Source organism: Streptomyces sp. NPDC050704, from assembly GCF_040654355.1.
GTDB lineage: Bacteria > Actinomycetota > Actinomycetes > Streptomycetales > Streptomycetaceae > Streptomyces.
Genome location: NZ_JBFAHW010000108.1, coordinates 16,613 through 35,234, shown reverse-complemented (window position 1 = coordinate 35,234; position 18,622 = coordinate 16,613). Strand labels below are relative to the sequence as shown.

14 protein-coding genes and 4 pseudogenes are annotated in these 18,622 nt (G+C 68.0%); 11 read left to right on the top strand and 7 right to left on the bottom strand.

Features of this window, described 5'->3' with window-relative positions:
* The first annotated feature begins 53 nt into the window (after positions 1–53).
* Positions 54–686, top strand: a complete 633-nt coding sequence (locus AB0I18_RS40780; protein ID WP_363110797.1) for an SDR family oxidoreductase — start codon at positions 54–56, stop codon at positions 684–686.
* Between the two features lie 204 nt (positions 687–890).
* Here the strand turns inward: AB0I18_RS40780 and AB0I18_RS40775 are convergent, their stop codons facing one another.
* Complete coding sequence (locus AB0I18_RS40775) at positions 891–2,507, bottom strand: ISL3 family transposase (protein WP_363110796.1); 1,617 nt, start codon at positions 2,505–2,507, stop codon at positions 891–893.
* 220 nt (positions 2,508–2,727) lie between these two features.
* On the opposite strand from AB0I18_RS40775, the pseudogene AB0I18_RS40770 reads away from it, so the two are divergent.
* From AB0I18_RS40770 to AB0I18_RS40755, 4 genes and pseudogenes are all read left to right on the top strand, one after another.
* Positions 2,728–2,814, top strand: a pseudogene (locus AB0I18_RS40770) (hypothetical protein); the annotation flags it as partial.
* A 43-nt stretch (positions 2,815–2,857) separates the two neighbouring features.
* Positions 2,858–3,685, top strand: coding sequence for an FAD-binding protein (locus AB0I18_RS40765; RefSeq protein WP_363110795.1), 828 nt, complete (start codon positions 2,858–2,860; stop codon positions 3,683–3,685).
* Positions 3,686–4,064: 379 nt separating this feature from the next.
* Positions 4,065–4,955: a MerR family transcriptional regulator gene (locus tag AB0I18_RS40760; RefSeq protein WP_363110794.1), complete on the top strand. Its 891-nt coding sequence runs from the start codon at positions 4,065–4,067 to the stop codon at positions 4,953–4,955.
* A gap of 562 nt (positions 4,956–5,517) precedes the next feature.
* Positions 5,518–6,760 (top strand): annotated as a pseudogene (locus AB0I18_RS40755) (IS110 family transposase).
* 200 nt (positions 6,761–6,960) lie between these two features.
* On the opposite strand, the gene AB0I18_RS40750 reads toward AB0I18_RS40755, so the two are convergent.
* Complete coding sequence (locus tag AB0I18_RS40750) at positions 6,961–7,536, bottom strand: TetR/AcrR family transcriptional regulator (protein WP_189783614.1); 576 nt, start codon at positions 7,534–7,536, stop codon at positions 6,961–6,963.
* On the opposite strand from AB0I18_RS40750, the gene AB0I18_RS40745 reads away from it, so the two are divergent.
* Positions 7,535–8,488, top strand: coding sequence for an SDR family oxidoreductase (locus AB0I18_RS40745; protein WP_363110802.1), 954 nt, complete (start codon positions 7,535–7,537; stop codon positions 8,486–8,488). The genes AB0I18_RS40750 and AB0I18_RS40745 overlap by 2 nt on opposite strands.
* Before the next feature lie 94 nt (positions 8,489–8,582).
* Here the strand turns inward: AB0I18_RS40745 and AB0I18_RS40740 are convergent.
* The 4 genes and pseudogenes from AB0I18_RS40740 to AB0I18_RS40725 form a co-directional block, all read right to left on the bottom strand.
* Positions 8,583–8,732: pseudogene (locus AB0I18_RS40740) on the bottom strand (IS5/IS1182 family transposase); the annotation flags it as partial.
* Positions 8,733–8,974: 242 nt separating this feature from the next.
* Positions 8,975–9,376 (bottom strand): annotated as a pseudogene (locus AB0I18_RS40735) (transposase domain-containing protein); the annotation flags it as partial.
* 381 nt (positions 9,377–9,757) lie between these two features.
* Positions 9,758–11,539 carry a HAMP domain-containing sensor histidine kinase gene (locus tag AB0I18_RS40730; RefSeq protein WP_363110793.1) on the bottom strand — a complete coding sequence of 594 codons (1,782 nt, stop codon included), beginning with the start codon at positions 11,537–11,539 and terminating at the stop codon, positions 9,758–9,760.
* Positions 11,529–12,227, bottom strand: coding sequence for a response regulator transcription factor (locus AB0I18_RS40725; RefSeq protein WP_363110792.1), 699 nt, complete (start codon positions 12,225–12,227; stop codon positions 11,529–11,531). Before AB0I18_RS40725 ends, AB0I18_RS40730 begins: the two co-directional genes overlap by 11 nt.
* 144 nt (positions 12,228–12,371) lie before the next feature.
* Here AB0I18_RS40725 and AB0I18_RS40720 point away from each other — a divergent pair, with 144 nt between their 5' ends.
* The 5 genes from AB0I18_RS40720 to AB0I18_RS40700 all read left to right on the top strand — a co-directional run bounded on the left by AB0I18_RS40720 (position 12,372) and on the right by AB0I18_RS40700 (position 17,253).
* Positions 12,372–13,004 (top strand): hypothetical protein, encoded by a 633-nt coding sequence (locus tag AB0I18_RS40720; RefSeq protein ID WP_363110791.1) that lies wholly within the window; start codon positions 12,372–12,374, stop codon positions 13,002–13,004.
* Entirely contained in the window at positions 12,994–14,325 is a 1,332-nt protein-coding gene (locus AB0I18_RS40715) for a peptidoglycan-binding protein (protein WP_363110790.1), read from the top strand. Before AB0I18_RS40720 ends, AB0I18_RS40715 begins: the two co-directional genes overlap by 11 nt.
* Positions 14,322–15,011, top strand: coding sequence for an ABC transporter ATP-binding protein (locus AB0I18_RS40710; RefSeq protein WP_363110789.1), 690 nt, complete (start codon positions 14,322–14,324; stop codon positions 15,009–15,011). The genes AB0I18_RS40715 and AB0I18_RS40710 overlap by 4 nt, the downstream gene beginning before the upstream one ends.
* Positions 15,008–16,273, top strand: a complete 1,266-nt coding sequence (locus AB0I18_RS40705) for an ABC transporter permease (RefSeq protein ID WP_363110788.1) — start codon at positions 15,008–15,010, stop codon at positions 16,271–16,273. The genes AB0I18_RS40710 and AB0I18_RS40705 overlap by 4 nt, the downstream gene beginning before the upstream one ends.
* A gap of 353 nt (positions 16,274–16,626) precedes the next feature.
* Complete coding sequence (locus AB0I18_RS40700; protein ID WP_363110787.1) at positions 16,627–17,253, top strand: helix-turn-helix transcriptional regulator; 627 nt, start codon at positions 16,627–16,629, stop codon at positions 17,251–17,253.
* A gap of 133 nt (positions 17,254–17,386) precedes the next feature.
* Here the strand turns inward: AB0I18_RS40700 and AB0I18_RS40695 are convergent, their stop codons facing one another.
* Positions 17,387–18,583 (bottom strand): MMPL family transporter, encoded by a 1,197-nt coding sequence (locus AB0I18_RS40695; protein WP_363110786.1) that lies wholly within the window; start codon positions 18,581–18,583, stop codon positions 17,387–17,389.
* Positions 18,584–18,622 lie beyond the last annotated feature (39 nt).

Genomic DNA, 18,622 nt, shown 5'->3' with positions numbered 1-18,622 from the left:
GTCGCAGACCGCGGGAGCCCCCACGGCCCCGATACCCCAGTACGAGGACGTCGATGTCTCACCTTCGCGCACCGGCCGCACGCGCAGACCGCCGCACCGACGTCACCGACCCGCCCGCCGTCGATGAGCTGGTGACCGGGATCCTCGCCACCCACGGGCGGATCGACACAGTCGTCGTCAACGCCAATACCGCTCCGCCGCCGTTCGCTGCGCTGGCCGATCTGTCATGGGCGGCCTTCGAGGCCAAGGTCACCGGCGAGCTTGCCGGTGCCTTCCACATCACCAAGCGCGTCCTCGCGCCGATGCGGGCGCAGGGCGCGGGTCGGATCATCTACATCGGCAGCACCGCTGCGGACTACGTCGGCGAAGGCCGGCTCGCGCATGGCACAGCGAAATCCGCGCTGGCCACCTTCGCCCGCCACGTCGCTGCGGAGAGCGCGCGCGAGGGCGTCAGCGTGCTCGTCGTCGCCCCCGGGGCAGTCCGGACGCCGGCCACCGCTGAAGTCCTGACCGGCGAGCGCGGCGCCGTCCTGGCCCGCGAGTCCGTGCTGGGCCGGGTGCTTGAGCCCGACGATGTCGCCGCCGCGGTGGCACTGGCCGCCGACCCCGCGCTCCGCGCGGCCACCGGCACGACTCTGCGGGTCGACGGCGGCTGGTCGGTCCTCGTCGGCGGCCCGGCCAGCTGAGCACTCCCGCCCGGATCGAACGGCCCCGCTCCGTCGGCGATGCCGTTCACTGCACTCACCGCAGTTCCGGCCGCAGCTGCTCCTCGGCATCGCGCACCAAAGCGCCCGACTCCGTCCCCGCCTCGCAGGACACGGAGCAAGACAACTGGCTTTGTTCACGAGATCGAGGCTTTGGCACAGATCTTGAGGAGTAGCTGCGGAGCGTCACTGGATCAGGATCATCTTGCGGAGCAGTTCGAATCCGGCGCGGCCGTAGAGCTGCCTCTTGATCTTTTTCACGCGTGTCACGGCGCCCTCGGTGCCGCTGGAGCTCCAGTGCAGGGTCAGTCCGGCGATCACGGCTTCGAGGTCGGAGGTCAGTCCGCGGGCGAAGCCGGTGATCCCGGGCAGTTGTGCGGCGCGGGCGGTGTTGATCCAGTCCGGTAGGTCATCGCCGGTCCGCTGGGTGAGCATCTGGGCGAAGTCCCGTACGAGTTCATGGGTTTGCTCCAGCTCCGGGTAGGCGTCGAGCACCGCCTTGAGCTGCCGGGTCTCGTCCTCGGTGAGGGTGTCGGGGTGCCGGGTGATCCAGCCGACGACGGTGCGGACCGAGGGCGCCGCGGCGGCCGGGGCGGGCGTGTCGGGCCACTGCAGGCGGCTGCGGGCCCAGTCCCGCAGGCTGCTGTAGGGCACCGGATGACCCCGGCCGGCGAGTTCCTCGCGTAACTCGATGATGGTGATCGCGCCGTCGGTCTCGTCGATGCGTCGTTGCAGGTAGGGCTGGTGCATGTCGAGGCGGCTGGTGCGGGAACTGCGTCCGGTGACCATGTCCTGCCAGCGGGCGGCGCGCGCATACCGCTGGACGGTGTGCCGCCCCCAGCCCAGGTGACGGGCGATGGCACGCAGCCCCATCCCCTCGCTCAACAGGCCGTGGACCAGGGCGTGATGGGCGCGCATCCGCTCGGCCCGCCGACCGGCAGGCAAAGGGAGTGAGTGCGGCTCGACGGCAAAGGCCCCGTCGGCGTTTTCCTCGGTGGCTGCATGGTCCGGCTGTGGTGCGATGGAACGCAGGCAGTCGCGGTGCGCGGCGACGCACTTCTCGACGGCCTGGCCGAGGTTCTGCAGCAAGTGATACCTGTCGGCGACCTGGAGCGCGCGCGGGGCTCCGAGCGCGGCGCCCTCGGCATAGGCGCCGGCGCGATCACGGCAGATCACCTCAACTCCCGGGTGGGCCGCCAGCCACGCTGCCAGAGGTGCCGCTTCGCGTCCCGGCAGGACGTCGATGGGCCGGTGGCGTTCGCCGTCCGTGATCACGGTGGCGTACGAGTGGCCACGCCGGGTGGCGAAGTCGTCCACCCCGAGTACCCGTGGCGTGGTGAACTGCGGATCCGGCAGTGCCATGACCCTGCGCAGCAGGGTCATCCGCCCAGCGCCGAGGTCCAGTTGGGCAGCCGGCCGGGCGCCGGCCCGTCCGGCCAGCGCGCGCCCGATGCGCTCCAGCATGCGGTTCAACCGGGTGGTGAAGCGCGCGTGCGGGGCGGTCAGCTGCGCGAACGGCTCGGCGAAGGTGCGGCGCGAACAGTTGGTGTCGTCGCAGATGAAGCGACGGCCCCGCAGCAGGATGACGACGCCCTGCCCGCCGAGTGGGAGATCCTTCAACCTGCGCTGGTAGGAGTCGTGCACCCGTTCCGAGAACCGACCGCAGTCCGGACAGACCGCGCCCACCGCCCGGCCTCTCGCCACGATGTCGACGGTGCCGAAGACAGCGGTCACCGCCTCGACGTCCACGTCATCGATCCCGTCGAACACCAGTGAGTCCCAGAACGATGCATCGGCCTGCATGACCAGCACTGTCACCGGCCACAGTCGACGACTGCGGAGGCCCGCAGAGACCTGATGGAGCGTCACTGTCGCCTGTCCGACGGCGAGGCGTACTCGGTCTCACGCGAGACCAACCCCTCGCAATCGAACACCATGTTTACCCTCCGCGACCGCTGCCCAAGATCTGTGCCAGAGCCCGCTGAACAACGTCACAGCCATACGCGCGTCTCGTGGCCATGGGGTGCCGCTGTCCGTGCGTGGCGGAGGTCACGACTTCTGGGGCCGGGCGTTCCGCCCTGGTGGGCTGGTTCTCGATCCGACCGACATGCGGGAAGTTCGAATCGACAGCAACAACCGTTGCGCGACGTTGGGTGGCGGGGCACGTCTCGTCCGACGTCGTATCCGCCGCCGAGCGGGTGGGTCTGACCGCCGTCACCGGAACAGCGGACGCCGTCGGAATGGTCGGCCTCACCCTCGGCGGCGGACACGGTCCCCTGATCGGGCAGTTCGGGCTTGCAGCCGACAACCTGCTCGGCGCCGAAGTCGTCCTGGCCGACGGTTCACGGGTGAACACCGACGCCGAACATCATCCCGACTTCTTCTGGGCGTTGCGCGGCGGCGGCAACTTCGGTGTCGTGACCTCGGCGCGGATCCGCCTGCACCCCGTGCCGACAGTGGTGTCGGGAACCATCCTGTACCCGATCGCCCAGAGCGCCAGCATTCTGGCCGACCTCGGCGGGGTCCATCAGGACAGTCCGGACGAGCTGACGGTAGACGTGGGGTTCCTTCCCGGCCCGGACGGCAAACCGACGGTTTACGTCGCACCGACCTGGTCGGGGGACCTCGAGGTGGGGAACGCCGAGAACGGACCGGTGCGTGCCCTGGCCAGGCTCGGTACACCCGTACTCGCCGAGGTTGGACCGGTCGCCCGTTCCGCGGCGCTGGCCGCGACGGACGCCATGTTCTCACCCGGGCGGATGGGCGCGATTCGCACGCGATGCGTCCAGAGCGTCTCCGGCTCCGTCGCGACCGTCCTGGACCGAGCCGCCCAGGAGTTCACCTCACCTCAGGTGGCGAACTCCTACGGGCCGAACACCCAACGTCTGCTCGCCGTGAAGTCTGCGGTCGACCCGGACTCCCTCTTCGCCGCCACGTCGCTCCCCATCGGGACCGCCGACGCCGGCTCCACGCCCGTGTGAGGCGAAGGCGACATCGCCACTCTTACCGTCGGTGGCATCCTCACCGTCCTCACCGCCGCAGCCGCCTGCAACATCCCCGCCTACATCACTACGGTCCGGGCTCGTCCGGCACCCGGCCTCCGAGATATCCACGACCGGGATGGGCACTCGCACCACCATTACTGTCGGCGGTCAGTGGGAATTCCCCAGCGGCGGCCACTTGGCGGGGAGCTATCTGGCCGCCGGTGGTCACTCTGCGTTCCCGGATGGTTCGTCGTTCTTGATCGGTCCCGGCGGCAGCTAGGGCCTGGCTCCGGTGGTACCTGGATGGGGTTGTTGCACATGCCGTAGCGGCATGTGGTGGGGTCGGGGCACCACAGCACGAAAGGCTCTGTCTGCGATGTACCCCTCCCTCACGCCTCCCCGGCAGGTCAAGATCGGTGATGCCGCTGCGTTCGCCGGGATCACCCCACGCGCCATCCGCCACTACCACGAGATCGGTCTGCTGCCGGAGCCCGAGCGCGGCGGGGACGGCCGCCGCCGCTACGGCTATGACGACATGACCCGCCTGCTGTGGATCCGCAAGATGGCTGATGCCGGTATCAGCCTGGACGACATGCGGGCCGCCTTCGGCGAAGCCCGGGACGAAGCTGGAGACGAAGCCCTGGACCAAGCCCCGGATATCGAGTCGGTCCTGAGCAGGCTGGAGGAAACCTTGGCGGCGCAGGAGGCCGCCATCAAACGTCGGCGCGCGGCTGTTCAGCGCCTGCAGGCGGTGGGCAGCCCGCTGGGGCTGCTCTCCGAACTGGTCACGGACCGGCTCAGCCACCTGCCCCCGGGCGCGTTGCGCCCCTCCGATCTGGACGCACTGCTAGTCACGGAACGGATCTTCGGGCCGCTGGGCGCCGCCATCCAGGCCAGCACGTTCATCGTGCTGGCCACCCACCCCGACCTGCGGGCCGAGGAGGACCGTCTTGAGGCGGCCGAGGCCGCCCTCGACGACGGCGTCGAACCCGACGACCCGCGCGTCGAAGAGCTCGCCGTACAGCGATGCGCTCACCAAATGGCCATGAATCAGGCCATCGAGGCAGCTGGTCTCGACGCGGCCGAGGAGAAGATCTTCGAGATCTACGACGCCGACCTGAAAGGGGAGGAGGGCACAGAGATGAGTGCCGCCGCAGCGATCACCAAGATGCCTTACGACTTCTCTCCTGCCCGGATGCGCTGCGTGGAACTCGCCGGACGGCTCTTCGGCGAGGCCCTTGCCGACGCCCACTCCGCGGACAGCTGATCGCCTGTGCCTGGCACTGACGTGGCCCGACAACCGGTCGCGTTCATCCGCATGTGACCGATCGGGTCAGACGTCGAGCCCGGGCCGTAACCAAGAGTGACATCACAACTGGCCGTACGTGGGGATTCCGAACTGGCCGCTGACACACTACGGCGGTGCAGCAGAGACTTCCGACACGAGCGTCATCCGAGCGTCAAGGATCTCCGGAAGAGCCTCCATAGGCGTCACCGATGCAAGCGTCTCGCCCACGAATTCGCAGGTCAGCGACTCAGCGCACCTTCGGTGCGCGCCGGGGGCGTGGTAAATGCCGTGGCGCGCGCCGCAGATGCTTCCGTCTGCCCTGATGTTGACCGATGCCGGTCCGGGACGCTGGAGGAGTTCGTTCCGGCCGAAACCGAGGCTTCTGTGATGCCGGTGAGCTCGCAGGTCAGCATGGTGCTGGGGGCCTTCCACGGGAACCGTGGAGTGTCGCTGTGAGCACGGGCGTCAGAATTCCTGTTCCACCCTGGCCCTCCCGGAACGTCGAGTTGTCCGGCCGTTGGGTGAGGGAGGGAACAAGGCCGTGGACGTGCTGCACGAACGCTGCGCCGGTCTGGACATCAGCAAGAAGGACGCCAAGGCGTGCGTCCGCACCCCGAGCACGAAGCGTCGCGGGTCGTTCACCACCCAGACCACGACATGGGCATCGACGACGAACGCCGTGCTCGCGCTGCGGGACCACCTGCTCGCCACCGAGGTCACGCTGGTGGTGATCGAGGCGACCAGTGACTACTGAAAGCCGTTCTACTACCTGCCGGCCCAGGACTTGAACGTGATCCTGGTCAATGCCCGGCAGGCCAAGAACCTGCCCGGCCAAGACGGACGTCTCCGACGCCGCCTGGCTGGCCCAGCTCGGCGCCCACGGCCTGGTCCGCCCCTCGCTCGTGCCACCGCAGCCGGTGCGCGAACTGCGGGATCTGACCCGGGCCCGCACTCAGATGACCCGCGAGCGCGGCCAGATCGTCCAGCGGCTGGAGAAGCTGCTGGAGGACACCGGGATCAAACTCGCCGCGGTCGCCTCCGACCTCATCGGCGTCTCCGGCCGGGCCATGCTGGAGGCCCTCATCCGCGGGGAACGCGACCCGCAGATCCTCGCCGAGATGGCCAAACGCAAGCTCCGCAACAAGATCCCCGAACTCACCGAGGCCCTGACCGGACGCTTCCGCGACCACCACGCATTCCTGGCCCGCCTGTATCTGGACCACTACGACCAGCTCACCACCGCCATCGGGCGGCTGGATGAGCGGATCGAGGAGGCGATGGCCCCCTTTCACGGCAGCCTCGACCTGCCCGACACCATCCCCGGGATCAACCGGGCGACCGCCGAGGCGATCATCGCGGAGACCGGCGGTGACATGAGCAGGTTCACCTCCGCCAAACACCTCGCGTCCTGGGCCGGGGTCTGCCCCGGCCACCACGCGTCCGCCGGCCGCACCAAGAACACCAAGGTCCGCCCCGGCAATCCGTATCTCAAGGGCGCGCTCGGACCGGCCGCCTTCGGCACGGTGAGAACCAACGACACCTACCTGCAAGCCCGTTACAAACGGCTGACCGCACGCCGTGGTCCGCTCAGGGCCCTGGTCGCCGTCGAGCACTCGATCATCACCGCGATCTGGCACATGCTCACCGACAACATCCCCTACGGCGAGCTCGGCGGTTCCTACTTCACCCAGCGCGACCCCGAACGCGCCACCCGACACGCGATCAACGCCCTCAACCAACTCGGGTACACCGTCACCCTCAACCCGATCGAAAGCGCGGCCTGACCACCCACAGAGCACATGCCCGGCCGCCTCCACGACCACCGGGCACCCACCCCTGCCCAAACAGTCCCTGACCTGGAGCTATTTACGCGTCAGAACTCGGTGCGCGGCATGTGTCCAGAAACTCGTGAGTGCCGACAGAGCCACTCGATGAAGTGACCGTGGCTGCGCTCGCGTTGGCGTGCCGGTCCGGGAGCTCGGGTTCAGCTCGCGGTCGAGTCCTTGGTCAGCGCGTCCATGAAGAGGTCGACGAGCGGACGGGCTTGCTCTTTGGTGCCGTGCTGCACGGAATAGGCGATGCCACCCATGAGGAGTAGGACATTGTCCGGGGCGACGTCCGTTCGCAGGCTTCCGTCTCGGGCGCCGGCCGTGAGGAGGGTGGCGACGGCGTCGGTAAGGAGTGCGCGGCTGTCGGAATATGGATCGATGCCGGAGGCGATGACCGCGTTGAGGGCTTCGGACATTCCGCTCTTTGCCGTGGCGTAGTGGATGAAGTGTTCCATCCACATCCTGGTGGCCTCGGCGGCCGGGTGCTGGGTGAGAAGGTCGTTCACCTTCTCGCACACCTGGGTGAGTTGGCGCCGGTAGGCGGCGTCGATGAGGACTTCCCGAGTCGGGAAGTGCCGGTAGAGCGTGCCGACACCGACGCCCGCCTGCTTGGCGATGGCGGCAGGCGCGGTGTCCAGCCCCTGCTCGGCGAAGGCCTGCGCGGCGACCTCCAGCAGGCGCTCCCGGTTCTGCAGCGCGTCACTCCTGGTGCGGCGGGGCGTGGCGGGCATGCGGGTTCCTTCGGTGTCGCTCTCCAGTTGCTTTCCGGAATCTGTTCCGTTTAACTTAACCGGAACAGATTCCGGTATCACTCTACTTCAGGAGACTCCCGTGTCCGCTCCCTCTGACATCGCCTCACGTCACTGGTTCGTCACCGGAGCCTCCGGTGGGCTGGGCCGCCATCTCGCCGAGCACGCCCTCCGAAACGGCGACCGCGTCACGGCGACGGTTCGCCGCCCGGCAGCTCTGGAAGACCTGCGCGAGACGTACGGCGACCGGCTGACTGTCGAGATCCTCGACCTCACGCGGCCGGCCGACGTGGACAAGGTGGTCGGCAGGGCTCTCCGGTCCGGGCCGGTGGACATTGTGGTCAACAATGCCGGATACGCGGTTGTGGGCGCCGCCGAGGAAATGACCGTCGAGCAGATTCGCGACCAGATCGAGGTCCTCCTGCTCGCTCCGATGCTGATCACCCGGGCTTTCCTGAAGCCGATGCGTGAGCAGGGCGGTGGCCGGATCATCCAGATCTCCAGCGTGGGCGGCCAGGTCGGTGTCCCCACTCACAGCTCGTATCACGCGGGCAAGTGGGGGCTGGAGGGCTTCACCGAGAGCGTCAGCCGCGAGGTCTCCGACTTCAATATTCACCTCACTCTGGTCGAGCCCGGCGCCACCCGCACAGGCTTCGCTTCGGCCCTGCAATACACCACCGAAACGACCGTCTACCGCGACAATGCCGTCGGCCAGACCCGGCACTACCTGGAAACAGCAGACGAGAGCGTCTTCACCGGCGACCCGGTCAAGATCGCCGCCACCATTTACGAGACCACCCGCCACCCGAGCCCGCCACTGCGCCTGGCTCTCGGCTCCGACACCTATAGCGCAATCCAGGCGGCACTCACCGAACGTCTCACCGCGCTCGAAACTCAGAAGGATCTCGCTGAATCTGTCGCCTTCACCCACTGATCCGCCCCAACGGCACGACCGTCAGGAAATCTCGCCGCCATTACGGCCTTACGCGTCTCTGCAACTTCGACGTCCGGAAGTCCGGCACGTCGTCTCACCCGGCACTCCCACGCGATCGCATCAGGCGTTGCCAGCAGATGAGTGCGCATCCGAGAGTGAGGAACGCTGCGTGGATGTCGTCGCGTATCTCCCAGCGGATTCGCAAGCGGCGGAACCAATGCGGGAGAGCTTGTGCTCGCTGAATCTGGCGATCGAGTCGAAGGCCGCGTCGATGATGGTGTGGGTGCCGCACTCGAGTAAAGTCATCCGTCTGACCTGGGGTTTCCGCTTTTGTCGGTCTGTCGCGGCCGGTGAACCCGAACGCGGCGGCGTTCTCGGAGGTGTCCGGTACGTCCAGTGCGGTGCCGTCCCAGTCGACCAGCCGCAGGCCGAAGGCGAACGCTCCGGGGGTGTCGCCTGGGCGCCGCACCGGCGTTCGAAGAGCGCCTGGAACGGCTTGTCGCCCAGGCGTTGGCGGGCTCTGGTGAGGGTCGAACTGGTGAGCAGGCGCTGGACGTGGCCGCCCGGCAGGTGCCGTAGTTTCTCGGTCAGGGTCCGCAGGACCACCCGGTATCCCGGCGGCCCGGTGTTGTCGGAGCTGCTGAACAGGCACAGAGCCAGGACGAAGTAGACCACCGCGCGGGCGGGCAGAAGCCTGCGGCGACGCTCGGCCCTTCCGGTCAACTCCAGTACGTCGTCGACCACTTCGGCGGTGATCCCCTCGGTGAGTACACCGAGCCGGATCCGGTCGCCGAACTGCGGCTCCAAACCGCCTTCGGGAGCTTCGAGGGGACACTGGACGGGGCGTCGACATGACGATTGAAGCAGCAGCGATGGCAGACTGAGCACCCAACAGGGCTCCCGTGCAGACAGTCGGATCTTGGTCGATCTTCTGTCCTGCCGGGAGCCCTGTTGCCGTGTCCCGAGATCATCTGGTGCATCATCAGATCGAGGTGGATCTCCCCATGCACCCCAGGGGCCTACCCACCCAAAACCCCTGCCAGCATGGCGTCCCACCAGCACCGATGCACTAAATCACCGGATTGCAGATCAGGAGCACTTCTCGCGTTTTCGATCACGCTTCGGACAGCGCGCCTCGTGAAAGCGCAAGGTTAGGGTGAGGTCTCCTCACGGCACCGGAACCGCACGGCCGACACCTGCGCTCGGGGGCGCTGAGCCGGTCTCTGATCTGCTGGCCCCGGGGCAGCCGACCGGACCGTAGCGCACGGATCAGCACGGCAACCGCACCATGAACACCGTCTCCACGTGCGGCCGGCTTGCCACGGAGACATCTCCGCCGTGTGCCCGCACCAGTTGTCTGACGATGGGCAGCCCCAGCCCGCTGCCTCCCGTCCGCCTGCTGCGGGACTGTTCGGCCCGCCAGAAGCGGTCGAACACCCGGGGCAGGTCCTCTTGGCGGATGCCGCTGCCCGTGTCCTTCACCTCGATGGCGACGGCGCCTGCCACGCGGCGGGCGCTGAGGGTGACGCGGCCGTCCGGCGGGGTGTGGCGTATCGCGTTGGACAGAAGGTTGCCCAGGATCTGGCGGAGGCGGACCGGGTCGGCGTGGACCGAAAGGTTGTCCGGGGCATGGACGACGGTCTCGACACCGCCGGCGTGTGCGGTGGCCTGGTGCGCGCTCATGGTCTGCTCGATCAACTCGCGGAGGTCCAGTTCCTGTGGATGCAGGCGCAGGGTGCCGGCGTCGGCGGCGGCGAGCACCTGGAGGTCGTCCACGATGTGCTGGAGGAGGCCCGCCTCCTCCTGGAGCGAGGTGAGGAGTGCCGAGTCGGGCTCGGCCAGGCCGTCCTGCGCCGCGTCCAGCCAGCCGCGGATATTGGTGAGGGGCGTGCGTAGTTCGTGGGCGATGTCGCTGACCATGACCCGGCGCTGCTCGTCGGTGCGTTCGCGGCGTTCCGACAGGTCGTTGAGGGCGGCCGCCAGATAGCCCGTCTCGTCCTTGGCGGTGACGGGGATGCGGAGGTGCCGGCCCGAGGGGGCGCGGGCAGCGTTGGTCAGCGCGCGCAGCGGACGTACCAGCCTGATCGCGATGACGGCGGTCACGGCGATGGTCCCGGCCAGGACCAGACCGGTGGTGGCCAGGACCCTGAGGGTGCCGGCCGGTGACAGGTCGAAGACGGCGGTGGCCCTGCGGGGCGGGCTGGTGACGAACAGGAGGGCCGCGGGGGCGACATGCGCCGCCAACTGCTCCCGCCGGCTTTCCTCCACACAGTCGTCCACAGCGGAACCCTGCGCCGAGTCGTCGCCTTCCACCCGGAAGTCCACCGTGATGATCAGTGGTTTGGGCAGGGGTACGTGGTTGCGCCCGGCGCAGCCGCGGACGAGTCGGGTGAGTTCGGCGAGGGCCGCGGCCTCGGTCGGGGTGGGTTTGAGCATGAGCTTGGTCGCGCAGGCCGGGATGAAGTCCTGTGAGGCCCTGAGCGTGCGCAGGGCGGGTCTGCCACTGGCCTCCTCGACGATGTGCGCGCGTACTCCCGCCCGGCCGTAGAGGCAGCTGACCTCATCGCGGGCGATCTGTCGCAGCTTCGCCCGCTCCTCGGCGGGCAGGCGGTAGGGGCCGACGGCGCGTGGGTCGATGCGGGAGATCCGCTCCGCCTGGCCGACACCCTGATCCGTGGACGGAGCGACGTGCAGGGGATCGATCACGGCGCTCTCGTTGAGGGGCAGCCGTTCCGCGGCCGACCGCTGCGACGCGGCGATGACCTGGCGCGCTCGCGTGGTCAGGATGATGGTGCGCCCCGTCGACCGGGAGAGGTCGAGGACGGTGCGCTCGACACCGTTCCAGTTCCGGTGCGTCGCGGCGAAGCCCTCCAGAGTGTCCTGGACGGTGGCGTCGTCCGCGAGGGCCTGGCCCCGCTCCTGCTCGATGGCGACAGTGGTGCCGCGTACCGTCAGCCAGGCCGTGGCCCCGATGGACACCAAGGAAATCAGCACGGAGGTGACCAGCAGCCGGGACAGCAGGCTGTTGCGGAGCGGGATTTCAGACCTCACGGCGGCCTCGGGACAGCTTGTAACCGACGCCGTGGACGGTCAGCAGGAACTCCGGTCTGTGCGGCGAGGTCTCGATCTTCTTCCGCAGGTTCACTACGTGCATGTCCACGGTGCGTTCGGTGACGGCTCGGCCGTGGTCGGTGATGCAGTGCAGCAGCTGAGCCCGGGTGAAGACCCGGTCGGGTGCGGCTGCCAACGTGCTGAGCAGGCGGAACTCGCCGGGAGTGCAGTTCACCGGGCGGCCGTGGAGGGACACCTCGTGGCGGTCCGGGGCCACGGTCAGGGGGCCGGCCTTCAGGAGCACTTCCTCCGTGTGCTCCGGACGCCGGCTGCGCCTCAGCAGGGTCCGGATGCGGGCCACCAGTTCGCGCGGCCTGTACGGCTTGGTCATGTAGTCGTCCGCCCCGATGTCCAAGCCAAGGAGCAGATCGTCCTCGGTGGAGCGGGCGGTGAGCATCAGAATGGGCATATCGCCCGTGGCGCGTATACGGCGGCATATCTCCATCCCGTCCAGACCCGGCAGCATCCAGTCGAGAACGAGCAGGTCGGGGGGCCGCTGGGTGGCTTCCTTGAGGGCTGTCGGGCCGTCGTGCACCACGGTCACGGCATGGCCGTCGTGCACCAGGTAACGACGGATCAGTTCTGCCTGCTTTTCGTCGTCTTCGGCCACCAATACGTATGCGGACATGGCCCGATGATAAGCCTGCGGAGTGCGAGGTGAACGCCGGTAATTTTGGCTCAATTCCCTGACAACTTCTTGACAATCGCAGGAAGGGGTCCGGTGGGGGAAGTGTTGACACCTTTCTGACAAAGCCTTGTCACGCTTCCAGGCATGCGAAACGAATCAGGCCGCCGTGACCTCGGTCCGGACCGCCCGTACAAGAAGACCCTGTTCCTCTCCTGCGCCGTGCTGGCGGTGACGCTGCTCACCGGCTGCTCCGGGGGAGACGCCGAGGGCCAGGGGGACGGAGTTGTCTCCGTCCCGGAATCCGATGGAGGTGGAAAGGGCGGGTCGACGAAGAGTCCGGCGGCCGACGATTCCGAGTCCGGCCGTCCCCAGATTCGGATGGACACCACGCAGGTCGAGGAAGTACGCATGTACCAGGGCTACCTGCGCTGCATCAAGGATCGCGGAGTGTCCGTCGGCTCGCCGGGGAATAAAATGCCGGAAGCCGATCCCGAATCGCTGTGGTTCCCCGGTATAGATGTGGCCAAAGAGCGTCCGGAAGTGGAAAAGGCGTGTATCGGAAAGAAGCCGCTGCATCCCCCGGAGCTGGACCCGAAGAAAAACCCCGACTACATGGACGATTACAGCAAGTGGATCGCGTGCAACAACCGCAGAGGGCTCAAGGTGGAACCCCTTCCTGACGGAGGTGGCTGGAACTACAAGGCCGGTGCGAATCCGCCCAGGAACGAGGACCAGATCAACCAGGAATGCATGATAGAGGCGTTCAGTGGCAAGTGAGCGCGACGCCGCGGACACCATGCCCCTGCGGGTGACGGTCCAGGAAGGGGCAGGCTCCCGCAAGCCGGCGGCGGGCCGCCGGAAGAAGGCCGTCTCTCTGGCCGTCGTCGCTGTGCTGCTGGCAGGAGGCACGGGCGCCGGTCTGCTGTGGGCCGGCCGGGGCGGGAACGGCTCCGAACCCGAGGCCGGCCCGAAGGTCAAAAAGATCGCCGTGGTCAGAACGGATCTGTCGGGCATCAGGGAGATGCAGGGGACGCTCGGCTACGACTCCGCGCGCACGATCCGCAGTGCCGGTGAAGGGCGGGTGACGTGGCTTCCGAAACCGGGTGCGACGGTTGAACGCGGTCGGCAGCTGTACCGCGTCGATGAGCGTTCCGCCGTGGTCTTCTACGGCGACACACCGCTGTACCGCAGGCTCGACACCCCCGGCAGCATCGGCCGTGACATACGGGTCGTCGCCGACAACCTCAAGGCTCTCGGCTACGACATCGGGGCACAACCGGCGCCGGGCACGGTGGTCCGGCAGCAGGCCCCCGCGGAAGACCCCCCGCCCATGACAACGGGCCCTGGGCCGGGGCCGACCAAGGCCCCGGCCGGTCAGTCCTCGGCTCCGGACGGCGGAGCGGGCAAAGGAACCGAAGCGTCACAGGAGGGGTCACCGAGCCCACGTCCGTCGCAGTCCACGGTCAGGGAGGGCGACGGGGTGCTCACCACGTCCCTGATGTCCGCGATCGAGCGCTGGCAGAAGGCCGTGGGCATCGATCCGACCGGCATCCTCGACTTCTCGGACGTGGTGGTGACGAAGTCGGCGGTGCGGGTCTCGGACGTCCTCGCCCAGCCCGGGGACGAGGCGTCGGGAGACCTGATGACGGTGACCGCCACCACCAAGTCCGTGACCGTGCCGGTGGAGTCGCTCGACATCGGATCCATCAACTCGGGCCAACGGGTCACCGTGGTGCTGGCCGACCAGTCCACCACCACGGGCCGGGTCGCCGCGATCAGCACCATCGTGCAGGCAAACCAGGATGATGATGGCAAAGCAGGGCAGACCAAGACCAACGTCACCGTGTCGCTGGACGACCTGCAGGCCGTCAAGGACATCGACTCCGCTCCCGTACAGGCCCAGTTCCAGGGGGAGTCCAAGAAGGACGTACTCGCCGTCCCGGTCGGCGCCCTGCTCGCCCTGCGCGAAGGAGGGTACGCGGTCCGGCTCTCCGGCGGCCGGCTCGTCCCGGTCGACACGGGCATGTTCGCCAAGGGACTGGTCGAAATCAGCGGCCAGGGCATCAGCGAGGGCATGAAGGTGGAAACCACGGCATGACCCAGGTGATCAGCGTGCAGGAGGCGAGCGTGACCTATCCCCCCGCGGTGAGAGCCCTCGACCGAGTCTCCCTGTCCGTCGCGCAGGGCGAACTGCTGGCCATCCTCGGCCCTTCCGGCTCCGGCAAGTCCACCCTGCTCCACATCATGGGCACGCTGGCCCCGCCCACCGGTGGCAGCGTGGTCATCGAGGGCCAGGACGTGGCGGAGTTGTCCGACCGCCAGCTGTCCGCCCTGCGCGGGCGGCGCCTGGGTTTCATCTTCCAGCACTTCCACCTGACAGACGGACTCACCGCGGCGGAGAACGTGGCGACCGGCCTGCTGTACGCCGGTGTGCCCAGGAAGTACCGGAAGAAGCTGGCCGAGGAGGCTCTGGCCCGAGTCGGACTGGCCTGCCGGGCCGGCCACCTGCCGGGGCAGCTCTCCGGAGGCGAGCGCCAACGGGTCGCCATAGCCCGCGCGGTCGTCCATGAACCGGCTCTGGTCCTCGCCGACGAGCCGACCGGCGCACTCGACACCGCCAACGGCGCCGCAGCGCTCGCCCTGTTGACCGAACTCAACGCGGCGGGCACCACGATCGCGCTCATCACCCACGACCGTGACATCGCCGACCAGTTTCCACGCAGGGTTCACCTGCGCGACGGTCGCCTGGTCGCGGACACCGCACCGACCGAAAGCCCTTCATGACCGTCCCCGCCCAGCCGTCCCGCGCCACGCCGCGGCGCTCTCCCCGGCGTGCCGAAGACAAGATCAAGCCCGTACGTCTCGCCTTTCTCGACCTGTTGGGCCTGGGACTCCTCGGCCTGCGCACCCGCAAGATGCGCGCCGCGCTGTCGGCGCTCGGCATCTCCATCGGCGTCGCCACGATGGTGGTGGTGACGGGAATCCCGGCCTCCAGCCACCAGGCGCTGATGGACGAGATGTCGGCGCTGGGATCCAACATGCTGCGCGTGCAGCCGTTTTCGGGTCAGACCGTGCCAGTCCGGCTGCCCGAGGAATCGGTCGACATGGTGCGCCGCATCGAACCGGTCACCGCTGCCGGCGCGGTGGCCAACACCAACGCCGTGGTCCGGCGTTCCGACCTCATCGGAGAAGACGACTTCTCCGGTACGGGACTCAGCGTGCTCGCGGCCCGACGCGACCTGCTGAGCGTGGTGGGCGGAAAGGCTTACTCGGGAAGATTCTTCAGCGCCGCCGACGAGCAGTTCCCCACGGCCGTACTGGGCTACCGGGCCGCTGCCAGACTCGGCATCGGGGAAATCCCTGAGAATGACCCGGCTCCACAGATACAGATCGACAAATCATGGTTCACCGTGATCGGCATCCTGCACTCCATACCGCTGGCCGATGACCTCGACAACGCCGTACTGACGGGATGGCCGGCCGCCAAGAAGACACTGCGCTTCGCGGGAAACCCCACAGTGATCTACGTCAAGGCGCGGGAGGCCCACCTGGAGGACGTACGGAACGTACTCGCCGCCACCGTGTTCCCGGAACAGCCCGGACAGGTCCAGGTCAGCCGCCCCTCCGACGCCCTGGCGGCCAAGCGAGCCACGCAGAACACCTTCTCCTCCCTCTTCCTCGGCCTGGCCGGTGTCGCCCTGCTGGTCGGCGGAATCGGCGTGGCCAACACCATGGTCATCTCGGTCCTGGAGCGCCGAAGGGACATCGGGCTCCGCCGGGCGCTGGGCGCGACCCGCGGTCAGATACGCGTCCAGTTCCTCACCGAGTCCATAGGACTGTCGCTGCTCGGCGCCATCGCCGGAACCCTGTTCGGTGTCCTCGCCAACGTCGGCTACGCGGCCTACCAGGGCTGGCCGACGGTGATCCCCCTGCTCTCGGTCACGGGCGGCTGCCTCGGCGCCGTGCTGATCGGCATGGCGGCCGGCGTCTATCCCTCGGTCCGCGCGGCACGCCTTCCTCCCACGGAGGCGCTGGCATCGACGTGAGTCGGCGGGCCGCGGGTGCGACCGCGCGCCGCGAGCGGTAGTACCACCCGTGGACGCGATGGCGAGCCGAGCCCAGGTGATCGACAGCCAGGTGAACGTGAGCACCGCCATCGCGGTGATCAGCGGAATCGTTTTGGTGGCTAACCCGGCGACCATGAGGATCAGGCCGAGGACGCCGGTGATCAAGGCTGTAGGTGCTCCAGCCGCGCGTGCTCGCGTTCGGGACGTGGGTTGGACGCAAGGATAGGGCCGGACTGGCGTGGACGACCAGCCCTGATGAGACTGTGCCGCGGTAGAGAACGTTCGGCTGGTCAGGGGGAGATGGCTCTGTCGACCGGTGGGAGAGTGTGGCCATGGAGATTGCCAACCGCACGCTGACGGTGGACGTGATCGCGGCACTGACGTACTGGCCAGGCGTCATCTGGGGAGGTCAGGAGAACCCTCCGGACCCGGTGGATCTCACCGTTCTGCCTCCCTTCTTCAACGAGGTGTTGCAGGAACTTCCCTGGTGGAACCACGACTGGAAGGTCAGCCAGGTCGAGCCGGGTCTTCCCCTGGAGATCGAGAGTGATCACCACGGTCACCCTTCAAGGTTCACCGAGGTGTCAGTGCCGGGCACGGTCGGTTCCAGCGGTGGTGAGAGCCTGCCTTTCGTCGCGAAGGTCGGGTTTGCGGGCGACCAGCTGATCCGACTTCAAGCCAAGATCGGCGACGTGGTCCTCGGTCCTGCCCTTGCCCCTGCTGGGCGGCTGGAGCCACATCCGTTCGCAAGGGTGCTCACCGGGTTGATGGACCTGCGCGGGATTCCGGTCAAGGCCATGGCAAGGGAAACTGCACGATCGATGTCCACCATCCACATGCTCCGCAGCGGCAGGCATAATCCGGAGCTGCTGCTCACCCAGGAGATCGCCAAGGTTCTGGGCATGTCCGAAGCGGACATCAGAGTCATCGCTGGACTCGACGACGGCAGTACGCGGTAGCTGACGGGAGTGTAAATCTAACGGCCCTGTCTCACATTCGGTGGTGACGGAGCGTCGTGACGCATCGTTGACATTCGCGTGAGGAATATCAACGAGCTTGTTCAGATGGTGTTTTCGGGCCTGTGCCCCCTGGTCATAGGTTGCTCGTGGCACTGGAACCCTCGTCGGTGAGTGCCAGCTTCAGCTCCATGCCGGGAACGGCCAGGGCGATCAGCGCGACCGTGCCCAGGATCAGGTTGCGTACGGGGTGGCGCAGGACGCCCTGGGTCCAGCGCACACCCATCGTGGCAGTCCGGCCGCTGTGCGCCGCCTGCCGCATGGCGCGCTTACGGCCCATCGGCAGGAACCTGCGGCGCCGGGCCGCGGACCGGGGTGCCTTGGGCATGAGCCGGTGGCCGGCCATTCCCATCAGCGCGGGCAGCAGGGTCACCGCCGTGATGACGGCGACCGCGACCGCTGCGGCGGACGCCAGACCCATGGAGGTCAGCATCGGCACACCGGCCACCGCCAGACCGGACAGCGCGATGAGGACCGTGGCTCCGGCGAAGATCACGGCGCTGCCCGCGGTGGCGGTGGCCGTGGCGATGGACTCCCGCACCGGCATACCGGTGCCGAGCTGGGCGCGGTGGCGGGAGACGATGAACCGGGCGTAGTCGATGCCGACGGCGAGCCCCAGCATGATCGCCAGGGTGGGCGCGTTGTCGGAGATGTCGAACGCGGTGGCCAGACCGATCATCGCGGCCATCGTGCCGACGATCCCGAGAACCGCGGTGATCAGCGGCAGCCCCGCCGCGAGCAGCGACCCGAAGGTGATCACCAGGATGACCAGGGCCACGCCCAGTCCGATCAGCTCACTGGGTCCCACGGGCGGATGCGAGGACTCATACGGCTCACCGCCGTAGATGGTCCTCAGCCCTGCCTGCTGGGCCTCGTTGCCCGCGGCCTTCACCGCGTCCAACGTGCCGGGCGGCACGTCGTCCTGCTCCTTGGTGGTGAAGGTGACCTGAGCCACCGCGGTGCGTCCGTCCTCGGAGACGGTGCCGCTCTCGGACGGGTCACTGACCTCGCTCACCCCGGAGACCCGGCCCGTGGCCTCCAGCGTGGCCTCGAGGGACTTACGCAGATCCGCGTCGGTCACCTTGCGGCCGGTCGGCGCCTGGAACGCGATCTGCGCCGACTGGACATCCGGCTCGGGGAAGTGCCGTTCCATCTTGGTCAGGGCCGTCTGGGCCGATGAGCCGGGAATCGAGCTGCTGTCCGTGAAGGAGCCGGCGAAGGAAACCCCCAGACCGACCACCGCACCGAGGGCGAGGAGCCACCCGATCAACATCCTTGGCCACCGGCGAGCACCCAACGCGCCCAGTCGGTA

Excerpts from the sequence above, each read along its gene's own strand:
- AB0I18_RS40750 (WP_189783614.1), bottom strand. The coding sequence starts at position 7,536 with ATGCCCGCCACGCCCCGCCGCACCAGGAGTGACGCGCTGCAGAACCGG.
- AB0I18_RS40745 (WP_363110802.1), top strand. The coding sequence starts at position 7,535 with ATGCGGGTTCCTTCGGTGTCGCTCTCCAGTTGCTTTCCGGAATCTGTT.
- AB0I18_RS40780 (WP_363110797.1), top strand. The coding sequence starts at position 54 with ATGTCTCACCTTCGCGCACCGGCCGCACGCGCAGACCGCCGCACCGAC.
- AB0I18_RS40710 (WP_363110789.1), top strand. The coding sequence starts at position 14,322 with ATGACCCAGGTGATCAGCGTGCAGGAGGCGAGCGTGACCTATCCCCCC.
- AB0I18_RS40760 (WP_363110794.1), top strand. The coding sequence starts at position 4,065 with ATGTACCCCTCCCTCACGCCTCCCCGGCAGGTCAAGATCGGTGATGCC.
- AB0I18_RS40695 (WP_363110786.1), bottom strand. The coding sequence starts at position 18,583 with ATGTTGATCGGGTGGCTCCTCGCCCTCGGTGCGGTGGTCGGTCTGGGG.
- AB0I18_RS40720 (WP_363110791.1), top strand. The coding sequence starts at position 12,372 with ATGCGAAACGAATCAGGCCGCCGTGACCTCGGTCCGGACCGCCCGTAC.
- AB0I18_RS40725 (WP_363110792.1), bottom strand. The coding sequence starts at position 12,227 with ATGTCCGCATACGTATTGGTGGCCGAAGACGACGAAAAGCAGGCAGAA.
- AB0I18_RS40705 (WP_363110788.1), top strand. The coding sequence starts at position 15,008 with ATGACCGTCCCCGCCCAGCCGTCCCGCGCCACGCCGCGGCGCTCTCCC.
- AB0I18_RS40775 (WP_363110796.1), bottom strand. The coding sequence starts at position 2,507 with ATGCAGGCCGATGCATCGTTCTGGGACTCACTGGTGTTCGACGGGATC.
- AB0I18_RS40700 (WP_363110787.1), top strand. The coding sequence starts at position 16,627 with ATGGAGATTGCCAACCGCACGCTGACGGTGGACGTGATCGCGGCACTG.